The sequence below is a fragment of the Streptomyces sp. NPDC050528 genome, assembly GCF_044457795.1.
Lineage (GTDB): Bacteria > Actinomycetota > Actinomycetes > Streptomycetales > Streptomycetaceae > Streptomyces.
The window spans coordinates 1-19,004 of record NZ_JBITHH010000002.1 but is presented as its reverse complement, the minus strand read 5'-3'; the positions used below and the strand labels follow the sequence as shown (position 1 = coordinate 19,004).

General features: G+C 69.3%; 17 protein-coding genes, 1 rRNA gene and 1 pseudogene. 10 read left to right on the top strand and 9 right to left on the bottom strand.

The window, feature by feature from the left end; all coding sequences use genetic code 11:
• Positions 1–509: 509 nt before the first annotated feature.
• Complete coding sequence (locus ACIBK4_RS07400; protein ID WP_398993028.1) at positions 510–2,735, bottom strand: streptophobe family protein; 2,226 nt, start codon at positions 2,733–2,735, stop codon at positions 510–512.
• Between the two features lie 240 nt (positions 2,736–2,975).
• On the opposite strand from ACIBK4_RS07400, the gene ACIBK4_RS07395 reads away from it, so the two are divergent.
• Positions 2,976–5,498, top strand: coding sequence for an FHA domain-containing protein (locus tag ACIBK4_RS07395; RefSeq protein ID WP_398993026.1), 2,523 nt, complete (start codon positions 2,976–2,978; stop codon positions 5,496–5,498).
• A 139-nt stretch (positions 5,499–5,637) separates the two neighbouring features.
• Here ACIBK4_RS07395 and ACIBK4_RS07390 read toward each other — a convergent pair whose 3' ends face one another.
• The 4 genes and pseudogenes from ACIBK4_RS07390 to ACIBK4_RS07375 all read right to left on the bottom strand — a co-directional run bounded on the left by ACIBK4_RS07390 (position 5,638) and on the right by ACIBK4_RS07375 (position 8,958).
• Entirely contained in the window at positions 5,638–6,402 is a 765-nt protein-coding gene (locus ACIBK4_RS07390; RefSeq protein WP_398993024.1) for a transglycosylase SLT domain-containing protein, read from the bottom strand.
• A gap of 298 nt (positions 6,403–6,700) precedes the next feature.
• The gene (locus tag ACIBK4_RS07385) at positions 6,701–7,711 is read right to left on the bottom strand and encodes an S-adenosylmethionine:tRNA ribosyltransferase-isomerase (RefSeq protein ID WP_398994357.1); all 1,011 of its coding nucleotides are present in this window, start codon (positions 7,709–7,711) and stop codon (positions 6,701–6,703) included.
• A 324-nt stretch (positions 7,712–8,035) separates the two neighbouring features.
• Positions 8,036–8,266, bottom strand: a pseudogene (locus tag ACIBK4_RS07380) (S-adenosylmethionine:tRNA ribosyltransferase-isomerase); the annotation flags it as partial.
• Positions 8,263–8,958, bottom strand: a complete 696-nt coding sequence (locus ACIBK4_RS07375; protein WP_398993022.1) for an SDR family NAD(P)-dependent oxidoreductase — start codon at positions 8,956–8,958, stop codon at positions 8,263–8,265. The pseudogene ACIBK4_RS07380 and the gene ACIBK4_RS07375, both read right to left, overlap by 4 nt.
• A gap of 185 nt (positions 8,959–9,143) precedes the next feature.
• Between ACIBK4_RS07375 and ACIBK4_RS07370 the strand changes: the two genes are divergently transcribed.
• The 4 genes from ACIBK4_RS07370 (at position 9,144) to ACIBK4_RS07355 (ending at position 11,791) form a co-directional block, all read left to right on the top strand.
• Positions 9,144–10,289, top strand: coding sequence for a GAF domain-containing sensor histidine kinase (locus ACIBK4_RS07370; protein ID WP_398993020.1), 1,146 nt, complete (start codon positions 9,144–9,146; stop codon positions 10,287–10,289).
• Positions 10,282–10,923 carry a response regulator gene (locus ACIBK4_RS07365; RefSeq protein ID WP_398993018.1) on the top strand — a complete coding sequence of 214 codons (642 nt, stop codon included), beginning with the start codon at positions 10,282–10,284 and terminating at the stop codon, positions 10,921–10,923. Before ACIBK4_RS07370 ends, ACIBK4_RS07365 begins: the two co-directional genes overlap by 8 nt.
• Positions 10,924–11,089: 166 nt before the next feature.
• Positions 11,090–11,329: a chaplin gene (locus ACIBK4_RS07360; protein ID WP_366432020.1), complete on the top strand. Its 240-nt coding sequence runs from the start codon at positions 11,090–11,092 to the stop codon at positions 11,327–11,329.
• A gap of 222 nt (positions 11,330–11,551) precedes the next feature.
• The gene (locus ACIBK4_RS07355) at positions 11,552–11,791 is read left to right on the top strand and encodes a chaplin family protein (protein WP_266767278.1); all 240 of its coding nucleotides are present in this window, start codon (positions 11,552–11,554) and stop codon (positions 11,789–11,791) included.
• A gap of 210 nt (positions 11,792–12,001) precedes the next feature.
• Here ACIBK4_RS07355 and ACIBK4_RS07350 read toward each other — a convergent pair whose 3' ends face one another.
• Positions 12,002–12,790 carry a hypothetical protein gene (locus tag ACIBK4_RS07350; protein WP_366432018.1) on the bottom strand — a complete coding sequence of 263 codons (789 nt, stop codon included), beginning with the start codon at positions 12,788–12,790 and terminating at the stop codon, positions 12,002–12,004.
• Between the two features lie 132 nt (positions 12,791–12,922).
• Between ACIBK4_RS07350 and ACIBK4_RS07345 the strand changes: the two genes are divergently transcribed.
• The 3 genes from ACIBK4_RS07345 to ACIBK4_RS07335 all read left to right on the top strand — a co-directional run bounded on the left by ACIBK4_RS07345 (position 12,923) and on the right by ACIBK4_RS07335 (position 15,321).
• Positions 12,923–13,714, top strand: coding sequence for an ABC transporter ATP-binding protein (locus ACIBK4_RS07345; protein WP_317774173.1), 792 nt, complete (start codon positions 12,923–12,925; stop codon positions 13,712–13,714).
• Between the two features lie 76 nt (positions 13,715–13,790).
• Positions 13,791–14,225, top strand: coding sequence for an NfeD family protein (locus ACIBK4_RS07340; RefSeq protein ID WP_398993014.1), 435 nt, complete (start codon positions 13,791–13,793; stop codon positions 14,223–14,225).
• 130 nt (positions 14,226–14,355) lie between these two features.
• The gene (locus ACIBK4_RS07335; protein ID WP_033286429.1) at positions 14,356–15,321 is read left to right on the top strand and encodes an SPFH domain-containing protein; all 966 of its coding nucleotides are present in this window, start codon (positions 14,356–14,358) and stop codon (positions 15,319–15,321) included.
• 74 nt (positions 15,322–15,395) lie between these two features.
• Here the strand turns inward: ACIBK4_RS07335 and ACIBK4_RS07330 are convergent, their stop codons facing one another.
• The 3 genes from ACIBK4_RS07330 to ACIBK4_RS07320 all read right to left on the bottom strand — a co-directional run bounded on the left by ACIBK4_RS07330 (position 15,396) and on the right by ACIBK4_RS07320 (position 17,410).
• On the bottom strand, positions 15,396–15,902 hold the full coding sequence (locus tag ACIBK4_RS07330; protein WP_384296521.1) for an HNH endonuclease: 507 nt from the start codon (positions 15,900–15,902) through the stop codon (positions 15,396–15,398).
• Between the two features lie 145 nt (positions 15,903–16,047).
• A complete protein-coding gene (locus ACIBK4_RS07325; protein ID WP_398993011.1) occupies positions 16,048–16,587 on the bottom strand; it encodes a YbhB/YbcL family Raf kinase inhibitor-like protein in 540 nt (179 codons plus the stop codon).
• Between the two features lie 40 nt (positions 16,588–16,627).
• Positions 16,628–17,410 (bottom strand): sporulation protein, encoded by a 783-nt coding sequence (locus tag ACIBK4_RS07320; protein ID WP_398993009.1) that lies wholly within the window; start codon positions 17,408–17,410, stop codon positions 16,628–16,630.
• Between the two features lie 138 nt (positions 17,411–17,548).
• On the opposite strand from ACIBK4_RS07320, the gene ACIBK4_RS07315 reads away from it, so the two are divergent.
• Together ACIBK4_RS07315 and ACIBK4_RS07310 are read left to right on the top strand one after the other, a co-directional pair.
• Positions 17,549–18,190, top strand: coding sequence for a DNA-3-methyladenine glycosylase (locus ACIBK4_RS07315; RefSeq protein ID WP_398993007.1), 642 nt, complete (start codon positions 17,549–17,551; stop codon positions 18,188–18,190).
• Between the two features lie 538 nt (positions 18,191–18,728).
• A 16S ribosomal RNA gene (locus tag ACIBK4_RS07310) occupies positions 18,729–19,004 on the top strand; the annotation flags it as partial.

Genomic DNA, 19,004 nt, shown 5'->3' with positions numbered 1-19,004 from the left:
TGCCCCCACCGTATCCGGCACGGAGTGCCTTGTGCCGCAGAGGTCCGCCCAGCGGACACGGAACAGTGGGTGTCGGCTCGGTGGCGCGAATCTTACGGAGCGATCACGGAGGGACCGGGCGGTGGTCAGGAGTGGGCCGTGGACGGTCGTGAGTCGGTTGAGACGCGGTCAGGAGACACGGTGAGGTGATCGCGGCGGGGCGCGGTGCCGATCAGGAGCGGGCCGGGCATCGGGGGAGGGGCGATCGGTACAGCGCCGGTTGCGGGGGATACGTCCGGATGGGTGGGGCGCGCTGTGTCGGGCCGTTGGGTGATGCGGGCCGCGGACGATCGGGGCCGCCGGCCCATGGACCCGCCACGACCCGCCCGCTGCCCGGCGCCGCCCACGGCTCATCCGCATCCGGTGCGGGACATGGTCGCCGTGCACCGACGACGGTTCATCCGGTGCCGGGCACGTTCGCTGAGCGCCGAAGACGACTCACCTGAAGCCGAAGCCGAAGCGGGCGTGGATCACCGGCGCCCCTTGGGCCTCCCCGGAGGCGGCGGGGGCGGAGGCGGGGGCGGTTGCTGCCCGTCGTCGGAGTCGCCCTCCGGCCAGTCCCGCGAACGCGACCCCGGCCGCCGCCGAGGCGCCCGGGCCGGCGGCTCGTAGGGCTGGGCCATGGTCGGAGCGCCGTACAGGTCGGCGGGCGGCGAAGGGGTACCGGGCGACTGCGGCTCGTCGTAGGGACGCGTGCCGTCGTCCGGCGGTACGACTCCGGGCGGCCGCGAGCTCCCGGGATACGGAGGAACTCCGCCCGGCCCTACGGCTCCGGGTGTCGGGCCGGGCCCGAACTGCCCCGCGTTTCCCGGCGGTTGAGGGGTACCGGAGGACCGCGATCCTCCGCCGGGCGGCCGACCACCTTCCTGCGGCGACCGCGCACCCGGCGGCCACGCACCCTCCTGAGGCGAGCCCGTGTCCGGCGGCCACCCCGGTCCACGGGCCTGAGCCCCGCCTCCTGGACCTGCGCCACCCGGCCCACGCCCCTGCCCCGACCGTTCCCCACCAGCCCAGTCTCCGCCACGCGGTTGCCGCCTGCCGTCCTCCGGTTGCCGTAGCTCATCGGGCAGTTGGAGATACGGGTTGGTCGCGGGGTTCGGTGCGCGGTAGGGCGAACTCGGCACGTAGGGCCCCGGGTCCCCGGCGGCTTCCGGGTGCCCCGTGTGTCCCGTGCCGCCCGCAGGCTGCGCATGTTCCGGATAACCGGGCTGCCTCGGCGCCCAAGCATCCGAGCCGGACCCCGAGTCCGACCCCGGAACCCCCTTCCCCAAGTCACCCCGTGCCAGTCGCGAAGCCTGCCGCCCCGCCGCCCCGGTCGCGTACGCGAGCAGCCCCCCGACACCTCCCGCCCCCGCACCCCACACCGCACCCAGCACCAACGCCATGCCCAGATGCCCGTGCAACTTGATCCCCGCGCCGAACGCGTCGAACCCCAGGACCGACAGGGACGCGTCCACCGACACATCCGTCAGCCACGCCAGCAACGGCAAGGTCAGCGCGGTGGCGACCCCCAGGCGCAGCGCACACCGCCCGGCGAAACCGAGAGCGTTCCCGCGACCACCGGCACCCCCCGCCCCCACCCCCACCGGAGTCCGTACCGCCGTCAACACCCCCGCCAGCAGCATCATCAGCGCCGCGGCAACCCCCAACAACCACACCCGACCGTCCAGTTCGGCCAGTCGCCCCAGCGTCACCGGCTGGTCGGACTTCGCGCTCAGGAGTTGGTCCAGGGGGTGGGGGAGGAGTTTCGAGAGTTCGCCCGTCGCCTTGCCGTCCCAGGGGACGAAGAGGCCGATCGGGATGCCGAGCCAGACCCCGTTGGGGGCGCCGAGCAACGCCGCGCCCGCGATGCGTTTCGGGTGGTCGTCGCCGATCGCCGCGTATGCCGCCGCCGCGAGCCCCGCCGCCACCGCGACCAGCAGCACCGTGACGAGCGCGGACGCGGCCGGGCGTACGACGCGGTGGACCGCCTCCCAACCGCGCGGCAAAGGAGTTCGGCGCGAGGCCAGCAAGGCGATCAGCAGGATGCCCGCCGACCAGCCCAGGCCGCCCAGCAGCGTCGCCGCCGTGTCGACCGTGAAGCCCACCGCCGCCTTCGCCTTGACCAGGTCGCTGATCTTGCCCGGGAGCAACCCGCCGATGTCACCGATGTCGCCGAGGCCGGGGATGCTCACCCCGCCGCCCTTCCCTCCGCCGCCACCGGTCAGCTTGTCCAGGCCCAACTTGCTTCCGTCGATGGTGATGACGTCATGGCCCGCCCACGCCAACCCACCCAGCATCGCCACGAAGAGCGCGATCACCGAGCCCGCGCGCGCGATGAGTTCGGCCGGTGCGATCACAACTCCGGCCGCCCGCAAGGACCGTAGGAAGAAGTACGACAGCAGGAGGGCGCCCACCAGGCTCACGCCCAGTGGGGTGATCGTGACGGCTGTGGTCGCCTGGGCGCCGGTCAGGCCGAAGGCGGAGACGTCGCCGGTCGGGGTGACCGAGCCGCCCGCGCCGAGGGCCACCACCGCCGCGGTCATCGGGCCGAGCGAGCCCGTCGCGTCGGCGCCCAGCAGGTGCAGGCCGAGCGCGGCCGTGCCCGCCATGCCTATCAACGCCCAGCTCACCGCCGCGATCGCGGACAGCAGGACGTCGGTCCAGGGCACCCTTGTGTCGTAGTTCGCCGTCCTGACACTCGTCGCTGAGCTCATGGCAGACCCCCCGATCCGCGGCACGGGACGGACACCGCGCATGTCCCCCTCGCGTGGATTACCACTCTCCGGGTCGGTTTCAACCCCGTCAACGGAACCGGCGGAAGCGTGCGGACGTGGTCTTCACAGGGTCCGACTTTCGGTCAGGGGGTGCAGCCTGAAATAGTTCCCGACGATGTTCGCCATCCCTAGACTCCCTGTGATGGGGGTAACTCGGGGGACTACTCAGTGGGGCATGGAGTGCCGGAACTCGTACTGGAATTGAATGGACGGACCTGGACGCTCGACGCGTCCAGGACCTACACCCTCGGACGTGATCCGCAGGGGGACATCGTGGTCGACGACGCCAGGGTCTCCTGGCGGCACGCCACGATCAGCTGGGGCGGCCGGAGTTGGGTGATCGACGACCACGGCAGCACCAACGGCACGTTCGTGCAGGGCCAGCGCATCCATCAGATGGAGATCGGCCCGGGCTCGTCCGTGTACCTGGGCAACGCGAACGACGGCCCGTGCCTGAGCCTGTCCGGCGCCGCGGCCGCCGTGGCGACTCAGAAGGCCCAGCCGCAGCAACAGCCGTACGCGGCACAGGGCGCGGGCCCCGGCTGGGCACAGCAGGCACCCGCTCAGCAGGCCCCGGCGCAGACGCCTGAGCAGCAGCGTTATCAGCCGCCGGCACCGGCCGCCGCGAACATTCCGCCGCAGCAGGGATCCGGCGTCGGCGCGGGGGCGCCGTCGGTCTACGGCGACCGCAGCCCGACCACGTTCCACCAGTTCTCGCTGGGCCGCGTGATGCGCATCGGCCGTGCGCTGGAGAACGAGTTGGTGGTCTCCGACCTCCAAGTCTCGCGCCACCACGCCGAGTTCCACGCGACGCCCGACGGCCGCTTCGAGATCCGTGACCTGGGCTCGCACAACGGCACGTACGTCAACGGTCAGCCGATCACCAAGGGCGGCTCCGCGCTGCTCGGCCCGAACGACATCGTCGGCGTCGGCCACTCCACGTTCCGGCTGGTCGGGGACCGGCTCGAAGAGTTCGTCGACACCGGTGAAGTCTCCTTCTCCGCACGGCACTTGACGGTCACGGTCGACGGCGGCAAGCAGATCCTCAAGGACGTCTCCTTCGGCGTACCGGAGAAGTCGCTGATCGCGGTCATCGGCCCGTCGGGCTCCGGCAAGTCGACCCTGCTCAAGGCGCTCACCGGCTACCGGCCCGCCAACCAGGGCGACGTCCTCTACGACAACCGCAACCTGTACAAGCAGTTCGCCGAGCTGCGCCAGCGCATCGGTCTGGTCCCGCAGGACGACATCCTGCACAAGGAACTGACCGTCAAGAAGGCCCTCAAGTACGCGGCCAAGCTGCGCTTCCCCGCCGACACCACCGGCGCCGAGCGCGAGGCCCGTATCGACGAGGTGCTGCGCGAGCTGAAGCTCGACATCCACAAAGAGAAGAAGATCACCTCTCTCTCCGGCGGCCAGCGCAAGCGCGTCTCGGTGGCCCTGGAGCTCCTCACCAAGCCCTCGCTGATCTTCCTGGACGAGCCCACCTCGGGCCTCGACCCGGGCATGGACCGCGATGTCATGCAGCTGCTGCGCGGCCTCGCCGACGACGGCCGCACGGTCCTCGTCGTCACCCACTCCGTGGCCGAACTGGCGATCTGCGACAAGCTGTTGGTGATGGCACCGGGCGGCTCCGTCGCTTACTTCGGCCCGCCCGAGGAGGCACTGAACTTCTTCGGCTACGACACCTGGGCCGACGTCTTCTCCGCCTTCGAGAACTACCGCGACTACGACTGGGCGGGCCGCTGGAAGGGCTCGCAGCACTACCAGATGTACGCCGCGGACATCGACGCGATCGCACCACAGTCCGTACAGATGCCGCCGATGCAGGCGATGAAGCCGCCGAAGCCGCAGGGCTGGATGTCCCAGTTCGTCACGCTGGTGCGCCGCTATGTCGCGGTGATCGCCTCCGACAAGGGCTTCCTGGCCCTGATGGTGATCCTGCCGGCCGTCCTCGGCGCGGTGAGCCTGCTCATCGACTCGGGCAACAGCCTGCTGCCCAACCCGGCCCGGGCGAACGGCACCAGAATCCCGAACGGCACGGCCACCACGGTCCTGCTGATCCTCGCGGTCGGCGCCTGCTTCGCCGGCGCGGCCAACTCCGTCCGTGAGCTCATCAAGGAACGGGTCATCTACGAACGGGAGCGCGCCACCGGCCTCTCCCGCTCCGCGTACCTGATGTCCAAGGTGTTCGTGCTCGGTGTGATCACCGCGCTGCAGGGCCTGATGGTCGGTGTCATCGGCTTCGCCAGCCGCGAGATCCCGAAGCAGGGCCTGGTCCTCGGCAGCCAGACCATGTTCGAACTCTGCATCCCGATCATGGGTCTCGGCTTCACCGCGATGATGTTCGGCCTGATCATCTCCGCGCTGGTGAAGACGGCCGAGAAGACCATGCCGCTGCTGGTCATGTTCGCGATCATCCAAGTCGTGTTCACCGGCTGCCTGTTCACCCTGAACGGCGCGGTCGGCGTCAACCAGTTCTCGTACCTGATGCCCTCGCGCTGGGCGGTCGGCGCCGCGGGCGCCACGCTGGACTTCAACAAGATCAGCCCGCCCAAGCCGGGCGACGCCGTCGACCCGCTCTGGGAACACACCGTGGGCGCCTGGGGCATGGACATGGCCGCCCTGATCGCCCTCGGCGTGATCTGCGGCTTCTTCGTGGCCCGCTTCCTGCGCCGCCACGAGCCCGAGGTCATGAGGAAGTGAGTCCGGAAATCAAACTCGCGCGAGTTTGAAAAGCAGACGCCGAAGGGCGGCGCCCCTGCCCGTGATGGGATAGGGGGTGCCGCCCTTCGGCGTCGATACCGAGACCAAGAGGTCCGCCGGAGAGGCCTCGGTACGCGTCTCAGTACGCGCTGTTGACGTTGTCGATCGAGCCGTAGCGGTCGGCCGCGTAGTTGGCGGCGGCGGTGATGTTGGCGACCGGGTCGTAGATGTTCGTCGAGGTACCGGACACGTGGTACGCGTTGAACGTCGGCTGGATCACCTGGAGCAGACCGATCGACGGGGTGCCGTTGACCGCGTTGACGTCCCAGCCGTTGACGGCGCTGGGGTTGCCCGAAGACTCCCGCATGATGTTCTTGTACAGGCCGTTGTACGAGCCCGGGATGCCCTTCGCCTTCATGATCGCCAGGGCGTGGTTGATCCAGCCGTTGAGGTTGTTGGCGTAGGTCGTCGCGGCGACGGGCTGGATCTTGACGCGCTCGGTGGAGCGGCTCGCGGCCTTCTTGGCCTTGCGCGCGGCCTCCGCCTTCTTCTTGGCGGCGGCTTCGGCGGCGGCCTTCTTCTTCGCGGCGGCGTCCGCCTTGGCCTTCGCGGCCTTCGCCTTGGCGTCGGCCTTCGCCTGGATCGCCTCGGTCTTCACGCTGGCGCCGGCGAGCTGGTCGGTGACGCTGGCCTTGACGCCCTTGATGGGCTCCGAGCTGTACGCGATCTTCGTCGAGGTCGCGGCGTCGCTCGTGGTCGTCCCCGCATCGCCCGGCGCCACGGAGAAGGCGAGGGCGGCGGCGCCGAGCGTGGCGACACCGGCGAGCGCGATCCTGTGCTGCTTCGTCAGCTTGTTCAGCTTGGTCAGGCGACTATGACCAGGAGTGTTCGAGTTCTTGGGCATGGCGGATGGACCTCTTCGAATTGCGCGGAGGTCGCTCACCGTCCGGCGGGGACGCGGGTGCTTCCGGCACAAACGCCGCGGAGGAGATCCGCGGCGCTGAGCGACGGCTGCAATTCTTAGCGGCCGCAAAAACCTGTGGCAAAGGTGTGACGTACGATCCCGGGTAGTTGATCGGTCCAGGGCAAAACGGGACAGACGGGGCCGTCTGTCCCGCTCAAGCGGGGCGTCTATATCTCCTATGTCCGCTAGTACGTGATCTGCGCCCTATGTGCGGGCTCACACCGGCGACCCTTCGACCTCACCCGCAGTTGCGAGAGCAACGCGCCGCGTGAGGGTCCTCCTCCGGGAGGATGAGGTGCACGTCCCCGAACTCGTGCCACAGGTAGAGCCCGCGCAACGCCTCCTCATAACTGCGGCCTACGGCGGCCCGCCCCGCGACCGCCTCCAGCATCAGCAGATGCGAGGCCTCCGGCTCGTGCAGCCCCGTCAGCAGCCCGTCCACCACCCGCACACCCCGCTCCGGCGTCACGACGAGATCCGTCCACCCCGCACGCGCGCGTACGACCCCGTCGTCCCCGGCGGCGGACTCGACGGCCCGCACGGCGGTGGTCCCGACCGCGATCACCCGCCCGTCCCCGGCTCGGACGGCATTGATCAACCGGGCCGACGCCTCCGACACCGCGAACCGCTCCGGATACGGCGGCTCGTGCGCCTCGGCCGACGCCACCCCGGTATGCAGGGTGATCGGCGCGAACTGCACCCCCCGACTCACCAGCTCCGCCACCAGCCGCGCGGTGAAGGGCCGAGCAGCACTGGGCATCTCCGCACTACCGCTCCCGTCCTCCGACGGCAACGAGAACACCGTCTGATAGACGTCCAACGGCTGATCCCGCTCCGTATAGGAGTAACGAATGGGCCGCCCGTACTCCCGAAGCAGCGCGGCCACACTCGCCGCCGAACCTCCGGGCCTGGGCGTCCCGACGCCGGGCGACTCGGCCTTGGGCAGGCGTGCGCCCGGGGTGTCGCCTGGGCCCGCCATTTCTGGCTCGGCGCCGTTCGTCTCGGGTACGGCAGGCCCAGTTGCTCCTCGCCCTGCGGGCGCGCTCGACGCCGGCCCTCCGGCCTTGGGCGTCGCAATGTCCGGCGACTTCGCCCTGGGCACCCGCGCCTTCGGTACATCGTCCGGGCCCGCCATTTCTGGCTCGGCGCCGTTCGTCTCGGGTACGGCAGGCTCAGTCGCTCCTCGCCCCGAGGGCGCGCTCGACGCCTGCCCTCCAGGCCCAGGCGTTCCGATGCCTGACGTCTCCACCCCAGGCACCCGCGCCGCCAGCACTTCGTCCGGGCCCAGCACTTCCGGCTCCGCGGCACTCGTCCCGGGCACGGTCGCCTCTGAGGCTTCAGGCCTCGCCGCCCCAGGCTCCGGTGCTCCCGGGTCCGACACCCGCCCCCACCACAACCGCTCACCCCGCCCGCTCAGCGGCTCCTCCAGGACCAGCCGCATGTTTCCGGGCAGCCGCACCTCCGCATTGGCCGGGCCGCCCGTACGCGCGCGCGTGGTGCCGTTTCCGTCCGGCTCGCGCAGTTCGACCGCCCACCGTCCGTCATCGCCCCGGGTGGAGAAGTGCACCACCACGCGTGCGTGCCCGATCCATCCGTCCACCGCCGCGGCGAGCGTCGGCGACGTGTTCACGACCAGCAGATCCCCGGCCCGCAGCAGCCGAGGCAGCTCTACGAACGCGTGATGCGACACCTCGGTACCCCGCGACACGAGCAGTCGTACGCCGTCCCGGTCGAGCCCGGGCCCGCGCTGTTCGACCGGCACGCGCGCGGACAGCTCCTCCGGGACCCGCAGGGCCACGGTCATCGCTTCTCCAGGAGGGCCGGGGCACCGTAGCGACCGCTCGCGGGGCGCTCGTCCAGCAGTCGTAGGAAGGCCGGCACCACGGAAGTCGGCGACGGCCTCGGATCGTCGTCGTCCGGTACGGCCGCCGCGTACAGGTCCGTGCCCATGTCGCCGGGGTCGACCGCCCACACCCGCAGCCCGGGCTCCTCGGCGGCGAGTACGGCCGCGAGATGGTCGAGGGCCGCCTTGGACGCCCCGTAGCCGCCCCACGTCTCGTACGCCTCGGCCGCCGCGTCCGAGCTGACCGCGATCACCGTGCCCGCCCGCGAGGTCCGCAGCAGGGGCAGCGCCTCCTGGGCCAGACCCAGGGCGGCCACCACGTTCACCTCCAGCGCCCGCCGCAGCCCGTCCAGGGTCAGCTCGTCGAGCCGTACGAGCGGTTCGGCGCCCAGCGCGCTCGCGTTGCTGACGAGCAGGTCGACGCCGCCCAGTTTCCCGGCCGCGGCCACCAGCTCGGCCCGGTGCGCGGCGTCCGTGACATCCCCGGGAACGGCCTCCACGCGCGTGCCGTACGCGGCGACGGCCACCGCGGCTTCTGTGAGCACCCCCTCGGTCCTGGCGTCGAGCACCAGGTCCCAGCCCCGCGCGGCCAGGGCCTCGGCGAGTGCCCGTCCCAGCCCCTTGGACGCCCCCGTGATGATCGCTACCGACATGACACACACGTCCCCTCGTCCACTACGCCTCCATCGGCGTGCCCCCAACGTAGGAACGGGACCGTCCCCGCCGCGTCGGCCCCGGGCCGCATCCACCGGGGCCCTTCGCCCTAGGTCCACCGGACCAGGAGACGGCCGTCACCAGCCCGATCCGCACTGTCACACCCCGCCGGTACCGTGAGGACATGAGTCAAGGTCCACGGTCCGGCCTCGCGGTGGTGAGTTCCGCGCTGCTGGCCATGAGCAGGCACCTGGAGGTGCGCGACGTCCTCAAGACGATCGTCGCCTCGGCCCGCGAACTGCTCGACGCGCAGTACGCCGCCCTCGGCGTGCCCGACGACCACGGCGGCTTCGCCCAGTTCGTGGTCGACGGCGTCAGCGACGCCCAGTGGAAGGCCATCGGCCCGCTCCCGCGCCAGCACGGCATCCTCGCCGCGATGCTGCACGAGGCGAAGGCCGAGCGCCTGGCCGACGTCCGCAAGGACCCGCGCTTCGAGGGCTGGCCGTCGGCCCACCCCGAGATGTCCGACTTCCTGGGCCTGCCCATCCGCGACGACGAAGAGGTCATCGGCGCCCTGTTCCTCGCCAACAAGAACTGCCCCAAGCGGGACGGCAGTTGCGGCTTCACCGAGGAGGACGAGGAGCTGCTCTCGATCCTCGCCCAGCACGCCGCGATCGCCCTCACCAACGCCCGCCTGTACGAACGCAGCCGCGAGCTGACCATCGCGGAGGAACGCTCCCGCCTGGCCCACGAGCTGCACGACGCGGTGTCCCAGAAGCTGTTCTCGCTCCGCCTCACCGCACAGGCCGCCGCCACCCTCGTGGACCGCGACCCGTCCCGCGCCAAGGGCGAACTCCAGCAGGTGGCCGCGCTCGCCGCCGAGGCCGCCGACGAACTGCGCGCCGCAGTCGTCGAGTTGCGCCCCGCCGCCCTCGACGAGGACGGACTGAGCGCCACCCTGCGCACCCAGATCCAGGTCCTCGACCGCGCCCACACCGCACGCGTGACCTTCACCGGCCGAGGCTTCCGCGCCCTGCCCGCGGCCCAGGAGGAGGCCATGCTCCGCGTCGCCCAGGAGGCCCTGCACAACGCGCTGCGGCACTCCGGCGCGGACCACGTCGCCGTGACCCTGGAGCGACACGGCTGCGGAGCGGTCCTCCGGGTCACCGACGACGGCACCGGATTCGAACCCCAGTCGATCCGCCGCGCCGGACGCCACCTCGGCCTGGTCTCCATGCGGGACCGGACCAACGGCGTCGGCGGCACACTGACCGTGGAATCGGCGCCCGGAAAGGGCACCACGATCGAGATGGAGGTCCCCGGTGGCTGACCCGATCAAGGTCCTCATCGTCGACGACCACCAGGTCGTCCGCCGGGGCCTGCGCACCTTCCTGGAAGTACAGGACGACATCGAGGTCGTCGGCGAGGCGGCCGACGGCGCCGAAGGAGTCGCCCGCACCGAGGAGCTGAAGCCCGACGTCGTCCTCATGGACGTCAAGATGCCGGGCATGGACGGCATCGACGCGCTGCGCAGACTCCGCGAACTCGACCTCTCCGCGCGCGTGTTGATCGTCACCAGCTTCACCGAACAGCGCACGGTGATCCCGGCCCTGCGCGCGGGCGCCGCCGGTTACGTCTACAAGGACGTGGACCCGGACGCCCTGGCCGGCGCCATCCGTTCCGTGCACGCGGGCCACATCCTGCTCCAACCCGAGGTCGCCGGCGTCCTGTTGTCCCAGGAGGAGTCCAACTCGGGTCAGGGGAGGGGCGGTTCGCTCACGGAGCGGGAGCGCGAGGTGCTCGGCCTGATCGCCGACGGCCGCTCCAACCGCGAGATAGCCCGCGCCCTGGTGCTCTCCGAGAAGACGGTCAAGACCCACGTCTCGAACATCCTGATGAAGCTCGACCTGGCGGACCGCACCCAGGCCGCCCTGTTCGCCGTACGCCACGGTCTGACCAGGTGAGCGGTGTCGCGGGGGTGGGGTGACGGCAACACGGAGCGTCTCGTTCCGGGCTGAGATTCATACCGTCGTGGGAATGTCCCTCGAATGGCGCATCCTTCGTGGATCTCCACCGTTCTCCAGTGCGTGCCGCGGCGCCTGCCGCGGTGATCGCTAGGAGGGCTCAGAAGTGAAGAACCTGAAGAAGGCAGCGGCCGTGACGATGGTGGCCGGCGGGCTGGTGGCCGCCGGTGCCGGGCTGGCCTCCGCCGACGGTCTGGCGAACGGCCAGGCCGCCGGTTCGCCCGGCGTCGGCTCGGGCAACGTCGTCCAGGTCCCGGTGCACGTCCCGGTCAACGCGGTCGGCAACAGCGTGAACGTCATCGGCGTCCTGAACCCCGCCTTCGGCAACCTCGGCGTCAACAGCTGACGCACGTCGCTCCGCGACAGTGACCTCCGGCCGTCCAGGGCACTCCCTGGGCGGCCGGTCTGCTCGTCACCAGGTCGCCCGGTCATTTGGTCGGCTTGTCGCGCCAATGATCCGAACGGGCAGTCAAACGCGCATGTCCGTGCCGTTTCCGCGTTTCCTCGCGTTGATCAGCGCACGACCCGCGGCCGGGTCGGTCACGCAATCGCAGGAGGAACGCTTCTCATGAACATCGCCAAGAAGGCCGCTGTGGCCCTCACCGTCGCCGGTATCGCAGCCGGCGCCTCCGCCGGTGCCGCTTTCGCCGACGCCGGTGCCGACGGCGCGGCCGTGAAGTCCCCGGGTGTCGGTTCGGGCAACGCCGTCCAGGTCCCGGTCCACGTCCCGGTCAACGTCGTCGGCGACAGCGTCAACGTCATCGGCCTGCTGAACCCCGCGTTCGGCAACAAGGGCATCAACGGCTGACGCCCGCACCACTGAAGAGGGGCCCCACGAGTCAACGACGACTCGTGGGGCCCCTCTTTTTGGAGTACAGGTCTTTTGGCATACAGGCCCGCAATATTCAGCCCGTCCGGCGTTTGAGGACGAGGCCCCTTCAGGGCCGATCGGGGGTCTGGGGGCGGAGCCCCCAGAAGACGCCCACCCCAACACACGGCAACCATCGCAACGGAACTTTCACCGCACCCCCTTCTCCCGCTCCTCCACAACGGAGTTGTACGCCGCGACCTGCGCCCGCCGAGCCGTCCGCTCCACCGGCCGCAACGCCTCCACCCGCGCCCCCATCTCGGACGCACTCACCGCACCCCCGGGCCCGTTCTCGTACGCCACGGACACCAACAACCCCACCCGCTGCGCCAGCTCCAGCACCCGCACCGCCCGAGGCGGATACCCCGGCGCCAACACCTCCCGCCCCCGCTCCGCCCGCGCGCGATACGCGTCGACGGCCGCCTCGGCGATCGGCCCCGACCCGGCGACATCGAGCCGCGACAACACCGCCGTCGCATCGCGCAGCGCCTCCGCCAGCTCCCGCTCGGCCTCCCCGAGCGAGGGCACATCGGCGGGCGGCGCCTCCCGCACCGGCAGGCAGTGCCACACGACCTCGACATGGACATCACCGGCGGGACCGGCCTCGTAGACCTCGGGAACGAGGCCGAGCGGGACGCCGTAGCAGATCACCGCCTCCTCGGCGTCGAGGGCGCGGGCGTTGAAGGCGGGCGGGCCGCTGAGGCCCAGTGGGTGTCCCGAGGTGGGCAGCGCGACGCGCAGTCCGGTCACCCCGAGGGCGCGCAGCCGCCCCAGTGCGAGCGTGAGTCCGACGGGTGCCGACTCGCCAGGCAACCCCTCCACCCGGTGCACGGCGTCCTCGCCCACGATGGCGAGCACGGCGTCGTCCGGTGAGACAAGTCCGGCCAACAGGGCATTTCCCCAGGCGGCGAGGCGCCCTGAGCGTGGTTCCGAAAGCATGGCGTCCAGCCTAAGGACCGGACCGATGGAATGGACCGCCCGGCCGGTGGCGTAGATTTCTTCGAGGGCTGCGCCTACCGGCGCACGCGACAGCCGAGACAGGCCGACGATGCAATGGGAGACAGCGCGCTCATGAGCGATGTTCTGGAGCTGGAGGACGTAACCGTGGTCCGGGAGGGCCGGGCTCTGGTGGACCAGGTCTCCTGGTCGGTCAAGGAGGGCGAGCGCTGGGTCATCCTCGGCCCGAACGGCGCCGGCAAGACCACGCTCCTGAACGTCGCGTCCAGCTACCTGTTCCCCAGCAGCGGCACCGCCACCATCCTCGGCGAGACCCTCGGCAAGGTCGACGTCTTCGAACTGCGCCCCCGCATCGGCGTCGCCGGCATCGCGATGGCCGAGAAGCTCCCCAAGCGCCAGACCGTCCTCCAGACCGTCCTGACCGCGGCTTACGGCATGACAGCGGGCTGGAACGAGGACTACGAGGACGTCGACGAGCAGCGCGCCCGCGCCTTCCTCGACCGCCTCGGCATGAGCGACTACCTTGACCGCCGCTTCGGCACCCTCTCCGAGGGCGAGCGCAAGCGCACCCTCATCGCCCGCGCCCTGATGACCGACCCCGAGCTGCTCCTCCTCGACGAGCCCGCCGCCGGCCTCGACCTCGGCGGCCGCGAGGACCTCGTACGCCGGCTCGGCCGGCTCGCCCGCGACCCGATCGCCCCCTCCATGATCATGGTCACGCACCACGTCGAGGAGATCGCCCCCGGCTTCACCCACGTCCTGATGATCCGTCAGGGCAAGGTTCTCGCCGCGGGCCCGCTGGAGCTCGAACTCACCGCCCGCAACCTGTCGTTGTGCTTCGGCCTCCCGCTCCTCGTCGAGCAGGTCGGCGACCGCTGGACCGCACACGGTCTCCCCATGGCCTGAACTCCCTTGTAAGAAGCGGGTGCAGGGACATATGCGCCCTGTCCGTGACGGGACCCGCAGCCCTACCATTGACCATGTGAACGACATCGGCGGTTGGGTGTGGTGGCTCGTCGGCGCGGTGGCACTCGGGATCCCTCTCGTGGTGACCGCGATGCCGGAGTTCGGCATGCTCGCTGTCGGCGCGGTGGCCGCCGCGGGGACCGCGGGGATCGGCGGGGACCTCGTCCTCCAGGTCCTCGTCTTCGCCGTCGTCTCGGTCGCACTCATCGCGGTCGTACGGCCCATCGCGAACCGGCACCGCTCCCAGCGCCCCCAACTCGCCACAGGAGTGGACGCGTTGAAGGGCAAACAGGCCGTCGTCCTGGAGCGCGTCGACGGCTCCGGCGGCGGCCGGATCAAGCTGGCCGGAGAGATCTGGTCGGCCCGCGCACTCGACACCGACCGCGCCTATGAACCGGGCCAGGAGGTGGACGTCGTGGAGATCGAGGGAGCCACCGCGATCGTCATCTGACCTCGCAGGACTCAACTGAACCGAACGGCACACGAGTTGCTCGACGGTCTGTCAGACTCGACCAGCAAGATCTTCAACAACCATAAGATCTTCCGAAAGCGCCGAGGCGGAGAAGGGTACGGGGAGCACGATGGAACCGGTCATCATCGTCTTGATCATCCTGGTGGTGTTGGTCTTCATCGCTTTGATCAAGACGATCCAGGTCATCCCGCAGGCAAGTGCCGCGATCGTGGAGCGATTCGGTCGCTACACGCGGACACTCAACGCGGGACTCAACATCGTCGTCCCGTTCATCGACACGATCCGCAACCGCATCGACCTGCGCGAACAGGTCGTACCGTTCCCGCCGCAGCCGGTGATCACCCAGGACAACCTGGTCGTCAACATCGACACGGTCATCTACTACCAGGTGACGGACGCGCGGGCCGCGACGTACGAAGTGGCCAGCTACATCCAGGCGATCGAGCAGCTCACGGTCACCACGCTCCGCAACATCATCGGTGGCATGGACCTGGAGCGGACGCTGACCTCCCGCGAGGAGATCAACGCGGCCCTGCGCGGAGTCCTCGACGAGGCGACGGGCAAGTGGGGCATCCGCGTAAACCGCGTGGAACTCAAGGCAATTGAGCCCCCCACCTCCATCCAGGACTCGATGGAGAAGCAGATGCGCGCCGACCGTGACAAGCGCGCCGCGATCCTCACCGCGGAAGGCACGCGCCAGGCCGCCATCCTCACCGCGGAGGGCGAGAAGCAGTCCCAGATCCTGCGCGCCGAAGGTGAGGCCAAGGCCGCGGCCCTGCGCGCCGAAGGTGAAGCCCAGGCCGTGCGCACGGTGTTCGAGGCGATCCACGCCGGAGACGCCGACCAGAAGCTCCTCAGCTACCAGTACCTCCAGATGCTCCCGAAGATCGCCGAGGGCGACGCCAACAAGCTCTGGATCGTCCCCAGCGAGATCGGCGACGCCCTCAAGGGCCTCTCCGGCGCGATGGGCAACATGGGCCCGTTCGGCGGGGGTTCGGGCAACGACGGAGGCAACTCCGGCAACTCCGGCGGCAATTCGGACCGCCAACGCCGCGAAAAGCCGTCCATCGACTGACACGACTGACAGACCTGTTCCACGACACTGGGGCCCACCTCGCAGGAGGTGGGCCCCAGTTCGGTTCACATGCCCTACGCGGCCGGTTGCACCAGCCACTCCGGCAGCGCATCGAAGTCCTCGGTCCCCAGCGCCAACAGCATCGCGTCGGCCGGCGTCGGCTCGAACGGCTGCCGCAGCAACGGCATCCCCGCCTGCTCCGGAGTCCGCGCCGCCTTGCGGTGGTTGTCCTCCGCGCAGGACGCCACCGTGTTCAGCCAGGAGTCCTGACCGCCCTGCGCCCTCGGCACCACGTGGTCCACCGTCGTCGCCCGCCTGCCGCAGTACGCGCACCTGTGCCGGTCCCGGACCAGCACACCGCGCCTCGACCACGGAGCTTGTCTTCGGAACGGCACCCTCACATACCTGCACAACCGGATCACCCGGGGGACCGGTATGTCGACCTCGGCTCCGCGCATGCGCAGTTCGGGGTGGGCCTGCTCGACGACAGCCTTGTCCTGCAGCACCAGAACGACGGCTCGATTCAACGACACCGTCGACAGCGGCTCGAAGCTCGCGTTCAGCACCAGCGTGTCCCGCATCCAGCCCACCTCCCATGTGCAATCGGCCCACCACATGGCGGGCTTGGATCAACTCTGGCCGGGCACGCCGAGATGGACAACGCAATAAAAACTGCCCGCCCCTGATCAATTCCAAGACCAGAGGCGGGCAAACGTTCAATGAACGTCAGTCTTCGGCGGGAACCTCGTACTCACCGATCAGCTGGGCACGCGCCAGCGTGTGGAACCGCAGGTTGAAACCGACGACCGCCGGAGAAACGTCCGAGTCCGGACCGAGTTTCTCCGTGTCAACGGCGTACACCGTGAACACATAACGGTGCGACCCGTCCCCGGGCGGCGGCGCGGCGCCCCCGAAGTCCTTCGACCCGTAGTCGTTCCGCACCTGTACGGCGCCCTCCGGCAGCCCCTCGAACTTGCCGCTGCCCGCACCCTCCGGCAGCTCGGTCACCGAGGCCGGGATGTCGAACACCGTCCAGTGCCAGAACCCGCTCCCCGTAGGGGCGTCCGGGTCGTAGCAGGTCACGGCGAAGCTCTTGGTCTCGGGCGGGAAGCCCTCCCACCGCAGCTGCGGCGAGGTGTTGCCGGCCGCGTAGACCTGAGCGTCCTTGAGCGTCGCCCCCGGCTCGACGTCCGCACTCGTCACCGTGAACGACGGGACGGGCGGGTGGAAGTCATGGGGGAGCGGCCGCCGCTTGAGCTCGGTCACCTCGGTACCTCCTGATCGGTTTCTTCAGTGGATACCGAGCCTAGAACCAGTTCCGCTTGCTGCCGACCTCGGACAGCCACTGGTTGAGATACGCCGCCCAGTCCGTCCCCTGGAAGTCGTGCAGACCCACCTGGAAGGACCGGAAGGTGTCACTGCCCTCGCTGAACAGGCCCGGCTTCTTGTCCATCTCCAGGATGACGTCCATCGCGTTCTCGTCGGCCACGAAGCTCAGCTCGACCTGGTTCAGCCCGCGGTACTGCGACGGCGGCTGGAACTCGATCTCCTGGTAGAACGGCAGCTTCTGCCGCGTCCCCCGGATGTGACCGCGCTCCATGTCCGCGCTCTTGAACCGGAAGCCGAGCCGGATGAAGGCGTCCAGGAGAGCCTTCTGCGCCGGCAGCGGGTGCACGTTGACGGGGTCGAGGTCACTGGAGTCCACCGCACGAGCGATCGCCAGCTCGGTGCTCACCCCGATGTGCATCCCGCGCAGCGACTGACCGTCGATCATCGTGATCGGCGTCTCCCAGGGGATCTCAAGACCGAACGGCACGTTGTGCGCGGTCCCCGCCTGGAGCTCGAAGGCACCGCCCAGCCGCACCTTCGTGAACTCGATGTCCTGCTTGTACTCCTGGTCACCGCTCTCGACCTCGACCTTGGCCTGCAGCCCGACCGAGAGCCCCTGGATCTCCTGGGCGACGGAACCGCCCTGGATCCGCACCTCGCCCTGGACGACCCCGCCCGGAACGACGTTGACCTCGGTCAGCACCGTCTCCACCGAAGCCCCGCCGGCCCCCAGGCTCGCGAGCAGCTTCTTGAACGCCATTGACTCTCCCTTTACGTATGGACCCTTGATCCCTACAAACGCGAACCGACCGCGCCCGGTTCCGCGCCACACCCTGGCAAGCGGACGGAACCTTGACCACCCCTTGGCACAAGCGGGCCTGGACTACGCTCGGGCGCCATGATCGCGCCCCCGGACCGTATGCCACTCCCCAGAGAGTTCTTCGACCGCCCTGTACTGGAGGTCGCCCCCGACCTCCTGGGCCGCCTCCTCGTCCGCACGACCCCCGACGGCCCGATCGTCCTGCGCATCACAGAGACCGAGGCCTACGACGGCGGCAACGACCCCGCCTCACACGCGTATCGCGGTCCGACGGCCCGCAATGGCGTGATGTTCGGTCCGCCCGGGTACGTGTACGTCTACTTCACCTACGGCATGTGGCACTGCATGAACCTGGTGTGCGGCCCGGAGGGCACGGCGAGGGCGGTCCTGCTCCGCGCCGGCGAGATCGTCGAGGGCGCCGAGCTGGCCCGCAAACGTCGACTCTCGGCCCGAAATGACAAAGAACTGGCCAAAGGCCCTGCCCGCCTGGCCACCGCCCTGGACGTGGACCGAGCCCTGGACGGCACGGACGCGTGCACTACGGGCGAGACACCCTTGCGAATGCTGGCCGGTACACCCGTGCCCTCCCACCAGGTAAGCAACGGTCCCCGTACCGGTGTGTCGGGCGAGGGCGCGGTCCACCCGTGGCGGTTCTGGATCACCAACGACCCTACGGTTAGCCCATATCGGGCTCATACGCCGCGACGTCGGCCAAGTTGACGCGTCTTGGCAGGGTGCGTAATGTAGCCCGAGCCGCTTGACCCGGGTACGGCAATCGCCAGCAGCCGGAAGCGGCCAACCCACTACCAACGACTCTCCCTCGCTGAGGGCGCATTCGGCGTGCCTGCATGCCTGAATTCGAACTCGCGGAACTCGATTATGAGTTGCCGAGGGGATCGGCTAACGTAGTGAATGTCGAAAGGCCGACAGGCGAAAGCCCAAAGCCCTTGACAATCCCCTCCGACAGGGAATCGGGACCGGAAACGGTCTGATAGAGTCGGAAACGCAAGACCGAAGGGAAAAGCCCGGAGGAAAGCCCGAGAGGGTGAGTACAAAGGAAGCGTCCGTTCCTTGAGAACTCAACAGCGTGCCAAAAATCAACGCCAGATATGTTGATACCCCGTCTCCGGTCATCATTTCGATGGTTGGGGCGAGGTTCCTTTGAAGAAATACATACAGCGAGGACGCTGTGAACGGTCGGGCTTATTCCGCCTGACTGTTCCGCTCTCGTGTATGTGCACCGGATTACCGGTAAACATTCACGGAGAGTTTGATCCTGGCTCAGGACGAACGCTGGCGGCGTGCTTAACACATGCAAGTCGAACGATGAACCACCTCGGTGGGGATTAGTGGCGAACGGGTGAGTAACACGTGGGCAATCTGCCCTGCACTCTGGGACAAGCCCTGGAAACGGGGTCTAATACCGGATAACACTCCCGCACTCATGTGTGGGGGTTAAAAGCTCCGGCGGTGCAGGATGAGCCCGCGGCCTATCAGCTTGTTGGTGAGGTAATGGCTCACCAAGGCGACGACG

Excerpts from the sequence above, each read along its gene's own strand:
- ACIBK4_RS07330 (WP_384296521.1), bottom strand. The coding sequence starts at position 15,902 with ATGCGGGACACGCTGGTGCTGAACGCGAGCTTCGAGCCGCTGTCGACG.
- ACIBK4_RS07375 (WP_398993022.1), bottom strand. The coding sequence starts at position 8,958 with ATGTCGGTAGCGATCATCACGGGGGCGTCCAAGGGGCTGGGACGGGCA.
- ACIBK4_RS07320 (WP_398993009.1), bottom strand. The coding sequence starts at position 17,410 with ATGGCGTTCAAGAAGCTGCTCGCGAGCCTGGGGGCCGGCGGGGCTTCG.
- ACIBK4_RS07390 (WP_398993024.1), bottom strand. The coding sequence starts at position 6,402 with ATGCCCAAGAACTCGAACACTCCTGGTCATAGTCGCCTGACCAAGCTG.
- ACIBK4_RS07315 (WP_398993007.1), top strand. The coding sequence starts at position 17,549 with ATGATCGCGCCCCCGGACCGTATGCCACTCCCCAGAGAGTTCTTCGAC.
- ACIBK4_RS07355 (WP_266767278.1), top strand. The coding sequence starts at position 11,552 with ATGAACATCGCCAAGAAGGCCGCTGTGGCCCTCACCGTCGCCGGTATC.
- ACIBK4_RS07345 (WP_317774173.1), top strand. The coding sequence starts at position 12,923 with ATGAGCGATGTTCTGGAGCTGGAGGACGTAACCGTGGTCCGGGAGGGC.
- ACIBK4_RS07350 (WP_366432018.1), bottom strand. The coding sequence starts at position 12,790 with ATGCTTTCGGAACCACGCTCAGGGCGCCTCGCCGCCTGGGGAAATGCC.
- ACIBK4_RS07400 (WP_398993028.1), bottom strand. The coding sequence starts at position 2,735 with ATGAGCTCAGCGACGAGTGTCAGGACGGCGAACTACGACACAAGGGTG.
- ACIBK4_RS07335 (WP_033286429.1), top strand. The coding sequence starts at position 14,356 with ATGGAACCGGTCATCATCGTCTTGATCATCCTGGTGGTGTTGGTCTTC.
- ACIBK4_RS07370 (WP_398993020.1), top strand. The coding sequence starts at position 9,144 with ATGAGTCAAGGTCCACGGTCCGGCCTCGCGGTGGTGAGTTCCGCGCTG.